At 66.6% G+C, this 15,381-nt stretch carries 14 protein-coding genes; 12 read left to right on the top strand and 2 right to left on the bottom strand.

The window, feature by feature from the left end; genetic code table 11:
• Positions 1-120 precede the first annotated feature (120 nt).
• The 10 genes from ACX1DW_RS04345 (at position 121) to ACX1DW_RS04300 (ending at position 10,452) form a co-directional block, all read left to right on the top strand.
• Positions 121-1,080: an AAA family ATPase gene (locus tag ACX1DW_RS04345; RefSeq protein ID WP_063541027.1), complete on the top strand. Its 960-nt coding sequence runs from the start codon at positions 121-123 to the stop codon at positions 1,078-1,080.
• The gene (locus tag ACX1DW_RS04340) at positions 1,080-2,042 is read left to right on the top strand and encodes a DUF58 domain-containing protein (RefSeq protein WP_458992857.1); all 963 of its coding nucleotides are present in this window, start codon (positions 1,080-1,082) and stop codon (positions 2,040-2,042) included. The genes ACX1DW_RS04345 and ACX1DW_RS04340 overlap by 1 nt, the downstream gene beginning before the upstream one ends.
• On the top strand, positions 2,039-2,533 hold the full coding sequence (locus ACX1DW_RS04335; RefSeq protein ID WP_394374604.1) for a DUF4381 domain-containing protein: 495 nt from the start codon (positions 2,039-2,041) through the stop codon (positions 2,531-2,533). Before ACX1DW_RS04340 ends, ACX1DW_RS04335 begins: the two co-directional genes overlap by 4 nt.
• A complete protein-coding gene (locus ACX1DW_RS04330; protein WP_014596948.1) occupies positions 2,526-3,545 on the top strand; it encodes a vWA domain-containing protein in 1,020 nt (339 codons plus the stop codon). The genes ACX1DW_RS04335 and ACX1DW_RS04330 overlap by 8 nt, the downstream gene beginning before the upstream one ends.
• Positions 3,542-5,248, top strand: a complete 1,707-nt coding sequence (locus ACX1DW_RS04325) for a VWA domain-containing protein (protein WP_458992856.1) — start codon at positions 3,542-3,544, stop codon at positions 5,246-5,248. The genes ACX1DW_RS04330 and ACX1DW_RS04325 overlap by 4 nt, the downstream gene beginning before the upstream one ends.
• On the top strand, positions 5,248-6,876 hold the full coding sequence (locus tag ACX1DW_RS04320; RefSeq protein ID WP_458993380.1) for a BatD family protein: 1,629 nt from the start codon (positions 5,248-5,250) through the stop codon (positions 6,874-6,876). Before ACX1DW_RS04325 ends, ACX1DW_RS04320 begins: the two co-directional genes overlap by 1 nt.
• 138 nt (positions 6,877-7,014) lie before the next feature.
• Positions 7,015-8,232, top strand: coding sequence for a CmpA/NrtA family ABC transporter substrate-binding protein (locus tag ACX1DW_RS04315; protein WP_458992855.1), 1,218 nt, complete (start codon positions 7,015-7,017; stop codon positions 8,230-8,232).
• A 13-nt stretch (positions 8,233-8,245) separates the two neighbouring features.
• A complete protein-coding gene (locus ACX1DW_RS04310; protein WP_125841501.1) occupies positions 8,246-8,824 on the top strand; it encodes an ANTAR domain-containing response regulator in 579 nt (192 codons plus the stop codon).
• Between the two features lie 290 nt (positions 8,825-9,114).
• Positions 9,115-9,813 (top strand): hypothetical protein, encoded by a 699-nt coding sequence (locus tag ACX1DW_RS04305; RefSeq protein ID WP_458992854.1) that lies wholly within the window; start codon positions 9,115-9,117, stop codon positions 9,811-9,813.
• 195 nt (positions 9,814-10,008) lie between these two features.
• Complete coding sequence (locus tag ACX1DW_RS04300) at positions 10,009-10,452, top strand: thioesterase family protein (protein ID WP_011913518.1); 444 nt, start codon at positions 10,009-10,011, stop codon at positions 10,450-10,452.
• Here the strand turns inward: ACX1DW_RS04300 and ACX1DW_RS04295 are convergent.
• Positions 10,449-11,384: a 1-phosphofructokinase family hexose kinase gene (locus ACX1DW_RS04295; RefSeq protein WP_270066586.1), complete on the bottom strand. Its 936-nt coding sequence runs from the start codon at positions 11,382-11,384 to the stop codon at positions 10,449-10,451. The two genes, ACX1DW_RS04300 and ACX1DW_RS04295, sit on opposite strands and share 4 nt — an antisense overlap.
• Before the next feature lie 349 nt (positions 11,385-11,733).
• Between ACX1DW_RS04295 and ACX1DW_RS04290 the strand changes: the two genes are divergently transcribed.
• Together ACX1DW_RS04290 and ACX1DW_RS04285 are read left to right on the top strand one after the other, a co-directional pair.
• Positions 11,734-12,945 carry a nitrate/nitrite transporter gene (locus tag ACX1DW_RS04290; protein ID WP_458992853.1) on the top strand — a complete coding sequence of 404 codons (1,212 nt, stop codon included), beginning with the start codon at positions 11,734-11,736 and terminating at the stop codon, positions 12,943-12,945.
• Positions 12,946-13,006: 61 nt separating this feature from the next.
• Positions 13,007-14,680: a protein kinase domain-containing protein gene (locus ACX1DW_RS04285; RefSeq protein WP_458992852.1), complete on the top strand. Its 1,674-nt coding sequence runs from the start codon at positions 13,007-13,009 to the stop codon at positions 14,678-14,680.
• Position 14,681: 1 nt separating this feature from the next.
• Here ACX1DW_RS04285 and ACX1DW_RS04280 read toward each other — a convergent pair whose 3' ends face one another.
• On the bottom strand, positions 14,682-14,990 hold the full coding sequence (locus ACX1DW_RS04280; RefSeq protein ID WP_013983028.1) for a hypothetical protein: 309 nt from the start codon (positions 14,988-14,990) through the stop codon (positions 14,682-14,684).
• Positions 14,991-15,381 lie beyond the last annotated feature (391 nt).

The following is a 15,381-nucleotide window of genomic DNA, read 5'->3' as shown; positions in this document are numbered from 1 at the left end:
TAGTCGAGGCGTAATGCAGTAAAGTGGCACGCCCCTGCCGCCTCCTGCGACAGACTGTTGCAGCCGGTGGCCCTGCCAGCCGGGCCGACCGAAACTGCCCCACCTGGAAGAATCGAGACGATGGATCACCGTGAATCGATAATCGCGTTGCGACAGTTCCTTTCCACCCAGATCCTGGGCCAGGAGCGCTTGATCGAACGACTGTTGATCGCCCTGCTCGCCGACGGCCACATGCTCGTCGAAGGCGCGCCGGGGCTGGCCAAGACGCGCGCGATCAAGGAACTCGCCGAAGGCCTGGAGGCCGAGTTCCACCGTATCCAGTTCACCCCCGACCTGCTGCCCGCCGACATTACCGGCACAGAGATCTATCGCCCGGAGACCGGCAGCTTCGTCTTCCAGCAAGGACCGATCTTCCACAATCTGGTGCTGGCGGACGAGATCAACCGCGCGCCGGCCAAAGTGCAATCGGCGCTGCTCGAAGCCATGGCCGAGCGCCAGGTCAGTGTCGGTCGCAGCACCTACGACCTGCCGCCCCTCTTTCTGGTCATGGCCACGCAGAATCCCATCGAGCAGGAAGGCACCTACCCGCTGCCCGAGGCGCAGCTGGATCGTTTCCTGCTGCACGTGAAGATCGGCTTTCCCGATGCCTCGGTGGAACGCCGCATCCTGCAGCAGGCCCGAGGCGAGGCTATCAATGGCGAGGCGGTACCCGAGCACAGGGTCAGCCAGCAGGCGATCTTCGCCGCACGCAAGGAAATTCTCGGCCTGTACATGGCCGATGCGGTGGAGGAATACCTGGTGCAGCTGGTCATGGCCACCCGCACGCCCGGCAAGTTCGATACCGAGCTGGCGGAATGGATCGCCTACGGCTCCAGCCCCCGCGGCTCGATCGCCCTGGATCGCTGCGCACGCGCCCACGCCTGGCTGGCCGGGCGCGACTTCGTCAGCCCCGAGGACATCCAGGCGATGCTCTTCGACGTGCTGCGCCATCGCATCATTCTCTCCTTCGAAGCAGAAGCCGCCGGCATCGACCAGGACCGCGTCATCCAACGCATTCTCGACGTGGTGGCGGTGGCCTGATGCAACCGCAGGCTTCCGAGGGCGGACGGCCGAGCGAGCCGGACCACGGCACACGCGTGACCCTGGCCGAACTCATCGACATCCGTCATCGCGTGCGGGAAGTGCCGTTGTTCTCGACGCCCAACCGGCGCAGCCCGCTGGTGGGCCTGCACCACTCCAAGCTGCGCGGCCGCGGCGTGGATTTCGATCAGGTGCGCATCTACCAGGCCGGAGACGATGTGCGCACCATCGACTGGCGCGTTACCGCGCGCACCCAGGAGCCGCACACCAAACTCTTTCATGAGGAGCGCGAACGGCCAATCTACATCGTCGTCGAGCAGAGCCCGCGCCTGTTCTTCGGCAGCGGCCAATTGTTCAAGTCGGTATTGGCGGCACAGGCTGCCAGCCTGATTGGCTGGGCCGCACTTAGCCACAACGACCGGGTCGGCGGGCTGGTGTTCGGAGCCGAGCAGCAGGAGATCAAGCCACGGCGCAGCAAGCAGAGTCTATTGCAGCTGCTCGACCGTCTGACCCGTGCCAATCGCCAGTTGCAACCGGACAGCGCGCTCGATCCCGAGGCGTTCAGCCTGGCGCTGCGGCGTGTACGTGAAGTGCTGCGGCCCGGTAGCCTGTCGGTGGTTCTCTGCGACGAACGGACCCTGACCGACGCTGCCGAGCAGCAGCTCGGCCTGCTGGCGCGGCATGTCGATCTGTTGCTGCTGCCGATACACGACCCGCTCGACCACGCGTTACCGGCGGCCGGGCTGCTGCGTTTCAGCCAGGGCAATGCGGGCCTGGAACTGGACACCCACGACGTCGGGCTGCGTCAGCGCTATCGTGAGCTCGGCGAGGCCCGCGCCATGCGTTGGCGACGTCTGGCCGATCGCTTGCGGGTACCGTTGATGCCACTCGATACCCAGCGCGACCTGGTCGATCAGCTGCGCGAGCATCTGAGCGTCCAGCGACCGGGCAACCAACCATGAATCCCCTCGATCAACTCGAGCCGCTGATCACCCCGGAGCCGATCGCCTGGTGGCCACCGGCACCAGGCTGGTGGCTGCTCGGGCTGTTGCTGCTGGCCAGCCTTGGCTTGTTCTGGCGACTTCGCCATCGACTGACCAGGCGCAAACCCCGCGTACGGCCCGAGCCGGAACTGGATCCCCAGCGCCAGGAGGCGCTGGCCGAGTTGGCGCGCCTGCACAAACCCTACGGCGGACAGCCGGCCAGCCAGTGGCTGCAACAGCTCAACGCACTGCTCAAGCGACTCTGCCGGATCCGCTATCCGGCCAACCATCCGCATACCCTCAGCGGGCGCGCCTGGCTGGCATTTCTCGACAGTCGCTGCCCAGCCGCCGGACTGACGCGCTGGATGGTCCTGGTCGAGGGCGCCTATCGCGCCGAGTGCCGCCTGGACGACAAGGCCATCGACGGGCTCGAACAGGCCGTGGAAATCTGGATTCGCAAGCATGTTTGAACTGGCCTGGCCGTGGATATTCCTGCTGACCCCGCTGCCCTGGCTGTTGCGGGCGCTGCTGCCGGCGGCCGACAGTGGTGAGGCCGCATTGAAGGTCAGCTTTCTCGATGAGCTGCAGCACCTTTCCGGACGCCGCGCCCGGGTATCCTTGCCCTCGTGGCGGCAGCAGCTGCCCTACCTGACCATCTGGCTGCTGTTGCTGTTCGCGGCAGCGCGCCCGCAATGGCTGGGCGAGCCACTGCCCCTGCCGACCAGCGGCCGCGACTTGCTGCTGGCGGTGGATGTGTCCGGCTCTATGGACTACCCGGACATGCAATGGCAGGGCGAGGAGCTGACGCGCCTCGAGCTGGTCAAGGTGCTGCTCGGTGATTTCATCGAGCAGCGCCACGGCGACCGCGTCGGCCTGATCCTGTTCGGCAGCAAGGCCTATCTGCAGTCGCCACTGACCTTCGATCGGCGGACCGTGCGCGTCTGGCTGGACGAAGCGAGCGTGGGCATCGCCGGCAGCAATACCGCCATTGGCGATGCCATTGGTCTCGCGCTCAAGCGTCTGCGCGAACGCCCGGCGAACAGCCGGGTGCTGGTGCTCGTCACCGACGGCGCCAACAATGGCGGTGAGATCGAACCGTTGCTGGCGGCCACGCTCGCCGCGGAAGAAAACGTGCGCATTCACACCATCGGCATCGGCGCGGTACCAGAGGAAGGGGGCGTGCTCAGCCGCTTCGGCTTCAACCCAGGATTGGATCTGGACGAACCCACCTTGCGCGCCATCGCCGAGCAAACCGGCGGCGAGTATTTTCGCGCGGCCTCCAGCGAACAGCTGCAAGCCATCGGCGAAGCCCTCGACCGTCTCGAGCCGGCAGTCCAGCAGCCGACCCAGGCACGCGTAGCCGAGGCCCTGTATGTCTGGCCGCTGTGCGCCGCATTGCTGATCAGCCTGATGATGGTCGCCGCCAGCCTGTGGAGCGCACAGCTGCAGCGCCTGGCGTGGCGGCGGGAGCAGCGTCGATGAGCGAATGGCTGCCACAGCTGCTGCGGCCCTACTGGCTGCTGATTCTGCCGCTGCTGATCTGGTTGCTCTGGCGATTGTGGCATCGGCAGTTGCAGGTCGGACGCTGGCAGCGCCTGCTGCCGGAAACCTTCCACGCGGCATTGCTGACCCGTGGGCGGTTGCGCCAAAGCCGTCTGCCCTGGATCGTGCTCGGGCTGGCCTGGCTGCTGGCAGTCGGTGCCCTGCTCGGCCCGAGTTGGCAGCGCTACGAGCAGCCCAGCATCAAGCGCAGCGATCCGCTGGTGGTTTTGCTGGAGCTGACGCCTTCGATGCTCGCCAGCGACGCGGCACCGACTCGCCTGGCCCAGGCCAAGCGCGAGCTGCTCGACCTGCTGGAGCGCCGCCAGGACGTACAAACGGCCGTCGTGGTCTATGCCGGCAGCGCCCACACCCTGGTACCGCTTTCGGATGATCTGGCCACCACGCGCAATCTGCTCGACGTTCTCCACCCGGCATTGATGCCCGAGCCGGGACAGCGTGCCGACCTTGCCGTCGAGAAGGGACTCGCCCTCATCGAACAGGCTGGCCTCGGTCGCGGCCGCCTGTTGCTGATCGGCAGCAGCCTGGACGAGCAGGAACGCGACGCCATCCGCGCCTTGCTGAGCGACCAGGACGGGCGGCTGCTGATCCTCGGGATCGGCACCGAACAGGGCGCACCGATCGCCGCTGAAAACGGCAGCTTCCTCAAGGACGCACAAGGCGCCATCCTGATTCCGCGACTGGACAGCGCCGGCCTGCAGCGCTTCGCCGGCTCGCTCGGCGGTCGCTACCAGCAGGCACGCATCGGCGACAGCGACCTGACTGCGCTCGGCCTGCTCGACGCCAGCGGTGCACTGCAAGAGGAGAACGAGATGACGCGGCTGGAAGCCTGGCTGGATCAGGGCCACTGGCTGCTGATTCCACTGCTCCTGCTCACCGCGCTGGCTGGTCGCCGCGGCTGGCTGTTCTGCCTGCCGCTATTGTTGCTGCAAGCACCACCAGCCAGCGCCATGGAATTCGAGGACCTGTGGCTGCGCCGCGACCAGCAGGGCCAGCGTCTGCTGGAAGCGCAACAGCCGGCCGAGGCGGCCGAGCGTTTTACCGACCGCCGCTGGCAGGCCGTGGCCCGCTATCGTGCCGGCGACTACGCTGGCGCGGCCGAGCTGTTTGCCGAGGGCGACAGTGCCGCCGATCACTTCAACCGCGGCAACGCGCTGGCCCGCAGCGAAGCCTTCGAGGCGGCCATCGAAGCCTATGACCAGGCGCTCGAACGGCAACCCGACCTGCAGGCAGCACTTCGCAATCGGACGCTGGTCGAGGAACTGCTGCGCCGCCGCGAGCAACAACCTGAGCCCGAGCAGGCTGAGCAACAGGAGCAGGCTGAGCCGGAACAATCGCAGCCGCAGCAGCGACCGCCGGAATCCGGCTCGGCCAGTGCTCCGACACCGGATGACGCCCAGGGCCAACAGGCCAGCGAAGCCAGCGGTGCAGCGCAGGCCTCGGCAAACGAGAAGACCAGCGAAACCGACCCACTCCAGGCCAAGGCACAGCACGATGGCCTGCCCGATCTGGAAAGGGAGCAGGCGATGGAACAGTGGCTACGCCAGGTTCCCGACGAGCCCGGCGAGTTGCTGCGGCGCAAATTCCTTTACGAACAACGCAAGCGTCAGGAAGTGAACCGATGATGATGCGCCTGATGGCTATTCTTCTGCTCGGCCTTTTGGCCGTTCAGGCCAGCGCCGCTGGGTTGTTTGCGCGGGTGGATCGAACTCAGCTGAGCATCGATGAAACCCTCGAACTGACGCTGGAGACCCAGGGCGGTGCTGCCTTCGGCAAACCCGATCTGGAGCCTCTGGAGCAGCTGTTCGAGATCTTCGATACGCGCCAGGTCAACCGCCTGTCCAGCAGCAACGGCGAAGCCATGGCGAGCACCCGCTGGCTGATCACCCTGCGCCCGCGCCAGACCGGTTACTTGGTGATTCCACCGTTGCAGGTGGCGGACTGGCGCAGCGAGCCGATCACGGTGCTGGTGCAGGAGTCGTTGAAGGACACCGAAATCGATCAGCTGGCGCCTATCTTCATCGACGCCAGCGTCGACCAGGAAAGCGTCTACGTACAGGCGCAGGTGATCCTCACGCTGCGCATCTACCATTCGGTCTCGCTATACGACGACAGTACCCTCTCCCCGCTGCAGATGCCCGAGGCGCTGGTGGAGCGCCTCGGCGAGCCGCGCATGTACGAGAAGACCATCAACGGTATCCGCCATGGCGTCATCGAGGTGCGCTATGCGCTGTTCCCGCAGAAATCCGGTGAACTGACCATACCCGCCCAGCTGTTCAGCGCCACCACCGTCACCAATGGCAGCAACTCGGTGTTCGGCTCGCGCGGCGGTCGTTCCACCCAGGTTCGCTCGCCGAGCATCCCGCTGACGGTCAAGGCCAAACCGGCCGACTATCCAGCCGGCGCGCCCTGGCTACCGGCTCGCAGCCTGACGCTGGTCGAAGCCTGGAGCCCGGAGCCACAGCAGGCCCAGGTCGGCGAATCGCTGACCCGCAGCCTGCTGCTCAAGGCCGAGGGGCTGACCAGCACGCAGCTGCCGGCGATCGGCTCCCCGCAAAACGCCGAACTGCGCCGTTATCCCGATCAGCCCAGCCTGGCCAACGAGGTCAGCGCAGCCGGCCTGGTCGGCAGTCGGGAACAGCGCGAAGCCTTGATCCCCACCCGCAGCGGGCCATTGCAGCTGCCCTCGCTCGAAGTCGTCTGGTGGAACACGATCGAAGATCGCCTGGAGCGCACCACGCTTGAGGCACGCACGCTGGATGTCGCGGACAATCCGAATCTCGCCCCGCCAGCGACCGAGCCGACGGTGCCGTCGGTATCGACGGCGGAGCAGGCCGTTGTCTGGCCTTGGCAGCTGAGCACAGCTCTGCTGGCGCTCACGACGCTGATCGGTTTCGGGCTGTGGCTGCATGCGCGCAGGCAGCCTGCGGTGCAGCGTGCGTTGCAACCCGGCCCTACCCCACGCAGCCTGCTCGACGATCTGCGCCGCGCCTGCCAGGCCAACGACTCGCAGGCCACCCGCCAGGCACTGGACGCCTGGGCGCGGCAGCAACCGGAAACGCTGGCGGACATGGCGGCGCGTTTCGTGCCGCTGTCCGACGCGCTGGATGGCCTGAATGGAGCGCTGTACAGCGAAGCCGGCCAACGCTGGCAGGGCGATGCGCTGTGGCAGGCGATCCAGACCCTACCGCCGGCCAGCAGTCCGAATCTCGATCAGGAACAGGGCGCATTGCCGCCGCTCTATCCGCGCTGACGGCCGTCTGTTGGCGGCCCTGGTGAACCTTGGGGCTGCTCGCGGCGGCATGCACCAATTTCTCGCTGGCATATGGCTTGCTTCAGGGTTGGCATAACCAATCTTGCGCACCGCGCCATCGGAAAAAGGCCATCAAGCATGACGGACCCCCTCTCGCCGCACCGACACGACGCACTGGCCTGGGTCGCCGGCAGCGATGCACCGGAAAAGAGCTCGGTCAACCTGGGCTTTCTGCCGCTCACCGATGCCGCCTCGTTGATCGTCGCCGCCACCCAGGGCTTCGCCCAGCCATTCGGGCTGACGCTCAACCTGCAGCGGCAAAACTCCTGGTCGGCTCTGCGCGACAAGCTGATCGGCGGCGAGCTGGACGCGGCCCACGGTCTGTACGGCCTGATCTATGCGGTGCATCTGGGCATCGGCGGCAGCCCGGCGGTGGACATGGCCGTGCTCATGGGCCTGGCGCAGAACGGCCAGAGCATCAACCTCTCCGCCCCGCTGAAGGTCGCAGGCGTGACCGATGCCGAGGCACTGCGCGCCAGCGTGCGCCAAAGCGGTGCACGCCTGACCCTGGCGCACACCTTCCCCACCGGCACCCACGCGCTCTGGCTCTATTACTGGCTGGCCGCCCATGGCATCGATCCGCTGCGGGACGTGAAGACGCTCGTGCTGCCGCCTTCGCAGATGGTGGCGCACCTGCGCGCCGGTCGCATCGATGGCTTCTGCGCCGGCGAACCCTGGGGAGCACAGGCCATTACCGAAGGCGTCGGCTTCACCCTGGCGACCAGCCAGTCGATCTGGCCTGACCACCCGGAAAAGGTGCTCGGCTGCACCCTCGCGTTCGTCGAGGAGTACCCCAACACCGCCCGAGCACTGGTCATGGCCGTGCTGGAGGCGAGCCGCTTCATCGACCAGAGCCAGGAGAATCGCCGCAGCACCGCACAGCTGATCGCCGGGTGCGACTACGTCGATGCACCGCTGGCGGCCATCGAGTCACGCTTTCTCGGCCTCTACCAGGATGGCCTCGGCAATGCCTGGCAGGACGAGCATCCGCTGCGCTTCTTCGGCGAGGGGGCGGCGAATCTGCCCTATCTCTCCGACGGCCTCTGGTTCATGACCCAGCTACGCCGCTGGGGCCTGCTGCGCGAAGACCCGGACTACCTGCAGGTGGCCAACCAGGTGCAGCAGATCGAACTGTATCGCCAGGCCGCCGGCGCGCTGGGCATCGCCCTGCCTGACTCAGCCATGCGCAGCGCCACGCTGATGGACGGCAAACACTGGGACGGCAGCGATCCGGCCACCTATGCCCGCAGTTTCGCGCTGCATGCCATGGCAAGCCCTGCCATGGCTGCGCTTTGAGAAGGACTCCGGCATGCTGCGTATCCTCCTGATCGACGACACCCCGCGGAAGATCGGCCGTCTGAAGAGTGCGCTGATCGAGGCCGGCTTCGAGGTCATCGACGAATCCGGCCTGACCATCGACCTGCCCGAGCGGGTCGAGGCGATCCGTCCCGACGTGGTGCTGATCGACACCGACTCACCCGGCCGCGATGTGCTCGAGCAGGTGGTGCTGGTCAGCCGCGATCAGCCACGCCCCATCGTCATGTTCACCGACGACAGCGACCCGGACGCCATGCGTCAGGCCATTCGCGCCGGGGTCAGTGCCTATATCGTCGAAGGCATCCAGGCCCAGCGCCTCAAGCCGATCCTCGACGTGGCAATGGCCCGCTTCGAAAGCGACCAGGCAATACGTGCGCAACTGCAGGCCCGGGAGCAGCAGCTGGTCGAACGCAAGCGCATCGAGCTGGCCAAGGGCATGCTGATGAAGATGCGAAACTGCAAGGAAGAAGAGGCCTACACCCTGATGCGCCGCCAGGCGATGAGCCGGCAGCAGAAGCTGATCCAGGTCGCAGAGCAGATCATCGCGATGAACGAGTTGCTCGGCGAATGACCGCGCCCGGTCACGGTGCGCCAGGCAGGCTACTGCACCAGCGGCGGGCAGGCGTTACAGCGAATCATCGTGCGGCACCGCTGCCGAGAAACGCCGCTGCGCCCCAACCTACTGGCATCGCCCTGGCCGGCGAGCGTCAAGCGCGGAACTGGCAAGCCGCTTGCTTGGCTGGATAGGCCGAACCAACGAAGGTGTCGGCACAGACAAAGGCGTCCTCGACTGCATGTGCGCATGCGGTTCGGACGCCTTTTTTGTTGCGCGCTTCGCGCCCAAGGCTGGGGAGTTTCAAGATGACCATAACCGCGACCGTGGCGATCGCCTGCGCGCTGCTGCTGCTCGGCCGTTACCTGAACCGCATGGCCACTGCCAGCCACGCCCAGCGCGTGCGCGATCTGCGCGTACGGGCACTGCTGGAAGACCTTGAAATTCTGCGCCTGCTGCAACAACACCGCGGCCTCGGCGCGCAGCACGAGTCCGCCGCCGTTGCACTGCGCGATGCCGTGGCCGCCAGTCTGACCCAGCGGCTGCAACAGCGCAGCGCTATGCCCGATCCACACGCGGTCGCCAGTGACTGGGCGCAACTGCGCGACACGCCGGCCGATTTCGACGGCCATAGCCGCCTGATCGATAGCCTGATCGCCGCCATCGACGAGCGTGAGCCGCTGGGTCAGGCCTGCCGTACGCTGGAGGATGTGGCTCGGCTGCGAGGGTTGTGCGTGCTTGCCTCGAACCAGGGCGGTTGCACACCGGGCCTGCAAGCCCGCCTCATGTCTCTGTGCCGACGCCTCGGCAGTGACCCGGACGTGGAGCTGAAACGCCTGATCGGCAAACTGGAGCGCGGCGTGATCCACGCCCAACAGCCGAGGCTCAGCCCGCCGCAGTGCTTCGCGCTGATCACGCCGTTGATCGACGCGCGCCTGCGCTCGATCCAGCAAGGTCTGCAGCATGACAGCCTGAAGGGGCTGCCAGCCGCGCATAAGCAGGGGTGATCGAATCATGACCACGCTCGTGGCGGTGGCCGTGGAACCGGCCCAGGCCATGAGCGGTGGTCTTCTGTAAAACGGCCTTGTCCATGAAGTACCGCCTTTAGCTGGTCCATTCGCAGTCAATACCGTTCCCGCGCCTGCCCCGGGCAAGTGACACAGCGCTAGAATGCCCGCCTTCATTCGACGACCGAGCACCTCATGGCGCGCCTCAACCTTCAGTTTCCGGAAGACCAGTACTGCTTTTCCACCCAACTCACGGTGCGGATCACCGATATCAACGCAGCCAACCATCTGGCCAACGACTCGATGATTTCGATGATCTCCGAAGCGCGGGCGCGCTTTCTGTTCGCCTACGGGGTGCCGGAGACGCGCCAGGACGGCAGCGGCATCATCGTCACCGACCTTGCCACCACCTACAAGGCCGAAGCCCACGCCCGCGATGCGCTGCTGTTCGAGGTCGGCGTGATGGATTTCAACAAGTACGGCGGGGACATCATTTTCCGCATCACCCGGCCGGCCGACGGCGTGCTGATCGCCATGGCCAAGTCCGGCTTCGTGTTCTACGACTATGGGCAGGCGCGGGTGGTAGCGATGCCCGAGGCATTCGCCGCCAAGTTTCCACGGGTCAACCGGATCGACTAGGCGCGCTCCAGCGCCTCGAGCAAGCGCTGCACATCCTCGCGATGGCACAGCTCGGTGCCCGGCCGCATCACCGTCGCGGCACCGGCCGCGATGCCCTGGCGCACCGCCGCGTCTACCGAACGCCCATCGGCCAGTGCCTGCACGATGGCACCCAACATGCTGTCGCCCGCCCCCACTGCGCTGACCACCGGAACCTGCGGCGAGCGCAGGCGCTCCAGCCGTTCGCCATAGGCATACAGCGCACCCTCGGCCCCCAGAGACAGTACGACGATCTCGGCGCAGCCCCGGGCGATCAGGCTGCGCAGGGCCTCTTGCTGCTCGGCCTCGCTGGTCAGGGCGCCGCCCATCAGGGTGGAAAGCTCCTCGAGACTGGGCTTCATCAGGTACACACCGCCATGCCGGGCCGCATGGCATAGCGGCTCACCGGAGAGGTCGACCACCAGCCGGACACCGAGCCGCAGGGTCAGGGCGCGCAGGTCATCGAAGAAGGCCAGGTCCGTGCCGGGCGGAAAGCTGCCGCTCAGCACGACGTACGCTGGCGCCGGACGCAGCGCCGCCAGCGTCTGCAGGCAGCGCTCCAGCTCCTGCGCCGACAGCACCGGACCAGGTAGCACGAAGCGGTACTGCAGGCCCGATTGCAGCTCATCGACGGTGAAACTCTCCCGCGTATCGCCGGCGATGGGCACGGGACGATGCACCAGTCCGAGTTCGTCGAGCGAGCGCCGCAGCAGATCGCCGAACGGCCCCCCGGCCGGGTAGACGGCGACCGCCTTGCCACCGAGGGTCTTCACCACCCGCGCCACGTTGATGCCGCCACCGCCAGGGTCATGGCGAGGCGCCGAACAGCGCAGCTTCTGGGTATCGGTGACCCGGGCGGTGCTGACCGAAAGGTCCATCGCCGGGTTGAGGGTCAGGGTCGCAATCAGGGGCATCGCTCGCTCCTTGGCAAGTGCTGCCCAAGCCTACCAGCAACCGCGGCGACTGCACCGCCCTGCCCCGATTTGGCCCACCACTGCGCGCTCGTTGTGCAGCTACCGCACCGCCACTTGCGACTTATCCGCCGGGAGCCCACGCGCGACGGGCCTTCGCGATGCTGGCACGCTAGATGCTTTGTTCTGGACACGCAGGCCAACGGCGGTCTGCCCATACGACAAAGGCGTCGCAACATTCCTGCTCCGGCAGGCGTGCTGCGGCGCCTTTTTGTTTTCCGCCTCGTCGATGGGGCGGATCGAGCAGCCCTGGCGGCCAACGCCGCGCCACGTACGCCCTGGAGTCGATCCAATGAGCACAAGTTTCTGGAAAGCCGGCCACGCGCCGACCCTGTTTGCCTCCTTTCTCTATTTCGACCTGAGCTTCATGGTCTGGTACGTGCTCGGCCCGCTCGGCGTGCAGATCGCTGCCGACCTGGGCCTGACCACCCAGCAACGCGCCTTCATGGTCGCCACACCGATCCTCGCCGGTGCAGTGTTGCGCCTGGTGCTGGGCGTCCTCGCCGACCGCACCTCACCGAAGACCGCCGGGCTGTTCGGCCAGAGCGTGGTCATCGTTGCCCTGCTGGTGGCCTGGTTGCACGGCATCAACAGCTATGAGCAGGCGCTGCTGCTCGGCCTGTTCCTCGGCATGGCTGGCGCCTCCTTCGCCGTGGCGCTGCCGCTGGCCTCGCAGTGGTATCCGGCGGAACATCAGGGCAAGGCCATGGGCATCGCCGGCGCGGGCAACTCCGGCACCGTGCTGGCGGCGCTGTTCGCCCCGGTACTGGCGGCGATCTTCGGCTGGAACAATGTGTTCGGCCTGGCCCTGATCCCGCTGGTACTCACCCTCATCATCTTCGCCAGCGTGGCGAAGAACGCGCCCAACCGCCCGGCGCCCAAGTCGTTGGCGGACTACATGAAGGCACTCGGCGACCGCGACAGCTGGTGGTTCATGTTCTTCTACAGCGTGACCTTTGGCGGCTTCCTCGGCCTGGCCAGCACCCTGCCCGGCTATTTCCACGACCAGTACGCCTTCGACCCGGTCAAGGCCGGCTATTACACCGCCGCCTGCGTGTTCGCTGGCAGCCTGCTGCGCCCACTCGGCGGTGCCCTGGCCGACCGCATCGGCGGCATTCGCGCGCTGCTGGTGATGTACACGGTCGCGGCCATCTGTATCGCCGCGGTCGGCTTCAACCTGCCCAGTTCCACGGCCGCCCTGGCGCTGTTCGTGGTCGCCATGCTCAGCCTCGGTGCCGGCAATGGAGCGGTGTTCCAGCTGGTGCCGCAGCGTTTCAACAAGGAAATCGGCGTGATGACCGGGTTGGTCGGCATGGCTGGCGGTATCGGTGGCTTCCTGCTCACCGCCGGGCTGGGCGCGGTCAAGCAGTCCACCGGCGATTACCAGCTCGGCCTCTGGCTGTTCGCCAGCCTCGGTGTGCTCGCCTGGTTCGGCCTGCATGGCGTCAAGCGTCGCTGGCGCACCACCTGGGGTTCGGCCACCGTCACCGCCGCGCGGGTCTGATGCCGATGCCGCAGGGCGCGATTATTGCTGCGCCGCCGTACCGAGCCTTTCGAGAACGATCATGCCCCTGCGATTGAGTTACGGCGAGGCCAGCGCCGCCGGCCCGCGGCCGGAAAACCAGGATGCGCTGCGCGTCGTCACGCCGGCCCCGGCGCTGACCACCGGCAAGGGCTATCTGTTCGCGCTGGCCGATGGCGTCAGCCAGTGCGCCGATGGCGGCCTCGCCGCGCGTGCGACGCTCCAGGCGCTGGCCTTCGACTACTACGCGACGCCGGAAACCTGGGCCGTCGCACAGTCGCTGGACCGTGTGCTGGTGGCGCACAACCGCTGGCTGCAGGCCAACGGCGGCAACCAGCCGCTGCTGACCACGCTCACGGCGCTGGTACTGCGCGGCCGACGCTTCACCCTGGCGCATGTTGGCGACTGCCGCGCCTATCGCTGGAACGGCGCCGAACTGGAGCGACTCAGCGAAGACCACGTCTGGGAACAGTCGGGCATGCAGCATGTCCTCAAGCGTGCCCTGGGGCTGGATCAACACCTGGTGATGGACTACCTCGACGGCGAGCTGCAGGAAGGCGAAAGCTACCTGCTGCTGAGCGACGGGGTCTGGTCGTGCGTCCCCGAGCGCGACATCGCGCATATCCTGCACGATCAACCCGACCTCGGTGCCGCCGCCCGGGCGCTGGTCAACCTGGCGCACCAGAGCGGCAGCCAGGACAACGCAAGCGCCCTGCTGCTACGGGTGGACGCGCTGCCCGAGGCGGTGCTCGCCGATACCCTGGCGCAGCTCGATCACTGGCCGCTGCCACCGAAGCTGCGCGCCGGGCAGACCTTCGAGGGCTGGCAGGTAACCGCGCTGCTGCATGAGTCGCGGCAATCGCTGATCTACCGCGTACTGGATGGTCAGGGTCAACCGTGGCTGTTGAAGACGCTGCCGCCCAGCCGGCAGGACGAGTTGGACGCCGGCCCCGCCCTGCTGCAGGAAGAGTGGTTCATGCGCCGCGTCGCCGGGCGGCACTTCGCCGAGCTGCATCCCCTGCCACAGCGCCAGCATCTCTATTACGTGCAGCGCGAGTACCCCGGTTGCACCCTGGCGCAACGCTTCGCAGAAGAAGGTCCGTTGCCACTTGCCGATCTATTGCAGATCGCCCCACGGCTGATCCGCGCGGTGGGTATGCTGCATCGACGCAACATCCTGCACCGCGACATCAAGCCGGAAAACCTGCTGCTGGGCGAAGACGGGGAACTGCGTCTGCTGGATTTCGGCCTGGCGTTCTGTCCCGGATTATCCCGCGACCTGCCCAACCACCTGCCGGGCACGCCCAGCTTCATAGCCCCGGAGGCTTTCGCCGGTGCCGAGCCAAGCCCCGCGCAAGACCTCTATGCGACTGGCGTGACGCTCTATTACCTGCTGACCGGGCACTACCCCTACGGCGAGATCGAGGCGTTTCAGCGTCCACGATTCGGCCAGCCGACGGCAGCCAGCCGCTATCGCCCCGACCTGCCGAGCTGGCTGGAGGAAAGCCTGAGCCGCGCGGTGGCGGTCGATCCACGCCAGCGCTTCGAAACCGCCGAGCAGTGGTTGCTGGAACTGGAACAGGGCGAACAGCGCAGCGCCAGTCTGCAACCCCGCCCGCTGCTCGAACGCGAGCCGCTGAAGGTCTGGCGCGGCATGGCGCTGCTGTCGCTGCTGCTCAACCTGTTGCTGGTCGTACTGCTGATGAAGAGCGCCTGATTCAGCGCCGGGTGATCAGGCCCTGCCGCGCGACGCGGGTCAGCTCACGCACGCATTCTTCCAGGCGCTCTGCTGTCGGCGCCTGGATCACGGCCAGGTCGAAGCTGTCGGTGGCAAAACGCGCCAGCGACTCGTCGGCCGAGGCGAACTGGATAAGCAGGGCGCGGGATTTGCGATGGCGTCGCGGCCAGCCTTCCAGGTAGCGCAACAAGGAGGGCTGGTGAGAACCGCCCAGGAGGATCTTGGGATTGCTGGGAGTGAGGCCGCTGGTGATGGGGGCCAGGCGCAGCTGAGCGTGCTTTGCATTCATTGATTCGACTTCCGCCTCGAGGATTCCGCTGGGCAGCGGTGGGAGGCGACACCGGAACCAGCGCTTTAGCGGTATTTCGAAGCCATCGGCTCCAGGCGCCCCGCAAGTAGCTGACTAAATCGGCGCATGGGCAAGACTTTAGAAAAGCCGGCCACCCCCTGTCAACGCTCCGTCCTCGGAACGAGCCAGGGCTTCCCGCACCATGACAGCGCAAGCTGCCGCATATCGGTGCAGCATTCGCCCGCCGAGGGGAGCCATCAGTTCGCGCAAAGCGTTGAAAAGCGGCGTATTTCAGAATTGGCACAGGCTCTGCAAAGCAAACGTCGAAGATGACATACGACCTGACCCTCAACGTGGAGCGGCAGGTTTCCCGACTGAGCGGGACACGGAC

This window comes from Stutzerimonas sp. KH-1 (genome assembly GCF_054483855.1).
This window is presented reverse-complemented; position numbering and strand designations above follow the sequence as displayed.

What these genes read in the sequence shown, in the direction of transcription:
- ACX1DW_RS04345 (WP_063541027.1), top strand. Translation starts at nt 121, where the DNA reads ATGGATCACCGTGAATCGATAATCGCGTTGCGACAGTTCCTTTCCACC.
- ACX1DW_RS04340 (WP_458992857.1), top strand. Translation starts at nt 1,080, where the DNA reads ATGCAACCGCAGGCTTCCGAGGGCGGACGGCCGAGCGAGCCGGACCAC.
- ACX1DW_RS04335 (WP_394374604.1), top strand. Translation starts at nt 2,039, where the DNA reads ATGAATCCCCTCGATCAACTCGAGCCGCTGATCACCCCGGAGCCGATC.
- ACX1DW_RS04330 (WP_014596948.1), top strand. Translation starts at nt 2,526, where the DNA reads ATGTTTGAACTGGCCTGGCCGTGGATATTCCTGCTGACCCCGCTGCCC.
- ACX1DW_RS04325 (WP_458992856.1), top strand. Translation starts at nt 3,542, where the DNA reads ATGAGCGAATGGCTGCCACAGCTGCTGCGGCCCTACTGGCTGCTGATT.
- ACX1DW_RS04320 (WP_458993380.1), top strand. Translation starts at nt 5,248, where the DNA reads ATGATGCGCCTGATGGCTATTCTTCTGCTCGGCCTTTTGGCCGTTCAG.
- ACX1DW_RS04315 (WP_458992855.1), top strand. Translation starts at nt 7,015, where the DNA reads ATGACGGACCCCCTCTCGCCGCACCGACACGACGCACTGGCCTGGGTC.
- ACX1DW_RS04310 (WP_125841501.1), top strand. Translation starts at nt 8,246, where the DNA reads ATGCTGCGTATCCTCCTGATCGACGACACCCCGCGGAAGATCGGCCGT.
- ACX1DW_RS04305 (WP_458992854.1), top strand. Translation starts at nt 9,115, where the DNA reads ATGACCATAACCGCGACCGTGGCGATCGCCTGCGCGCTGCTGCTGCTC.
- ACX1DW_RS04300 (WP_011913518.1), top strand. Translation starts at nt 10,009, where the DNA reads ATGGCGCGCCTCAACCTTCAGTTTCCGGAAGACCAGTACTGCTTTTCC.
- ACX1DW_RS04295 (WP_270066586.1), bottom strand. Translation starts at nt 11,384, where the DNA reads ATGCCCCTGATTGCGACCCTGACCCTCAACCCGGCGATGGACCTTTCG.
- ACX1DW_RS04290 (WP_458992853.1), top strand. Translation starts at nt 11,734, where the DNA reads ATGAGCACAAGTTTCTGGAAAGCCGGCCACGCGCCGACCCTGTTTGCC.
- ACX1DW_RS04285 (WP_458992852.1), top strand. Translation starts at nt 13,007, where the DNA reads ATGCCCCTGCGATTGAGTTACGGCGAGGCCAGCGCCGCCGGCCCGCGG.
- ACX1DW_RS04280 (WP_013983028.1), bottom strand. Translation starts at nt 14,990, where the DNA reads ATGAATGCAAAGCACGCTCAGCTGCGCCTGGCCCCCATCACCAGCGGC.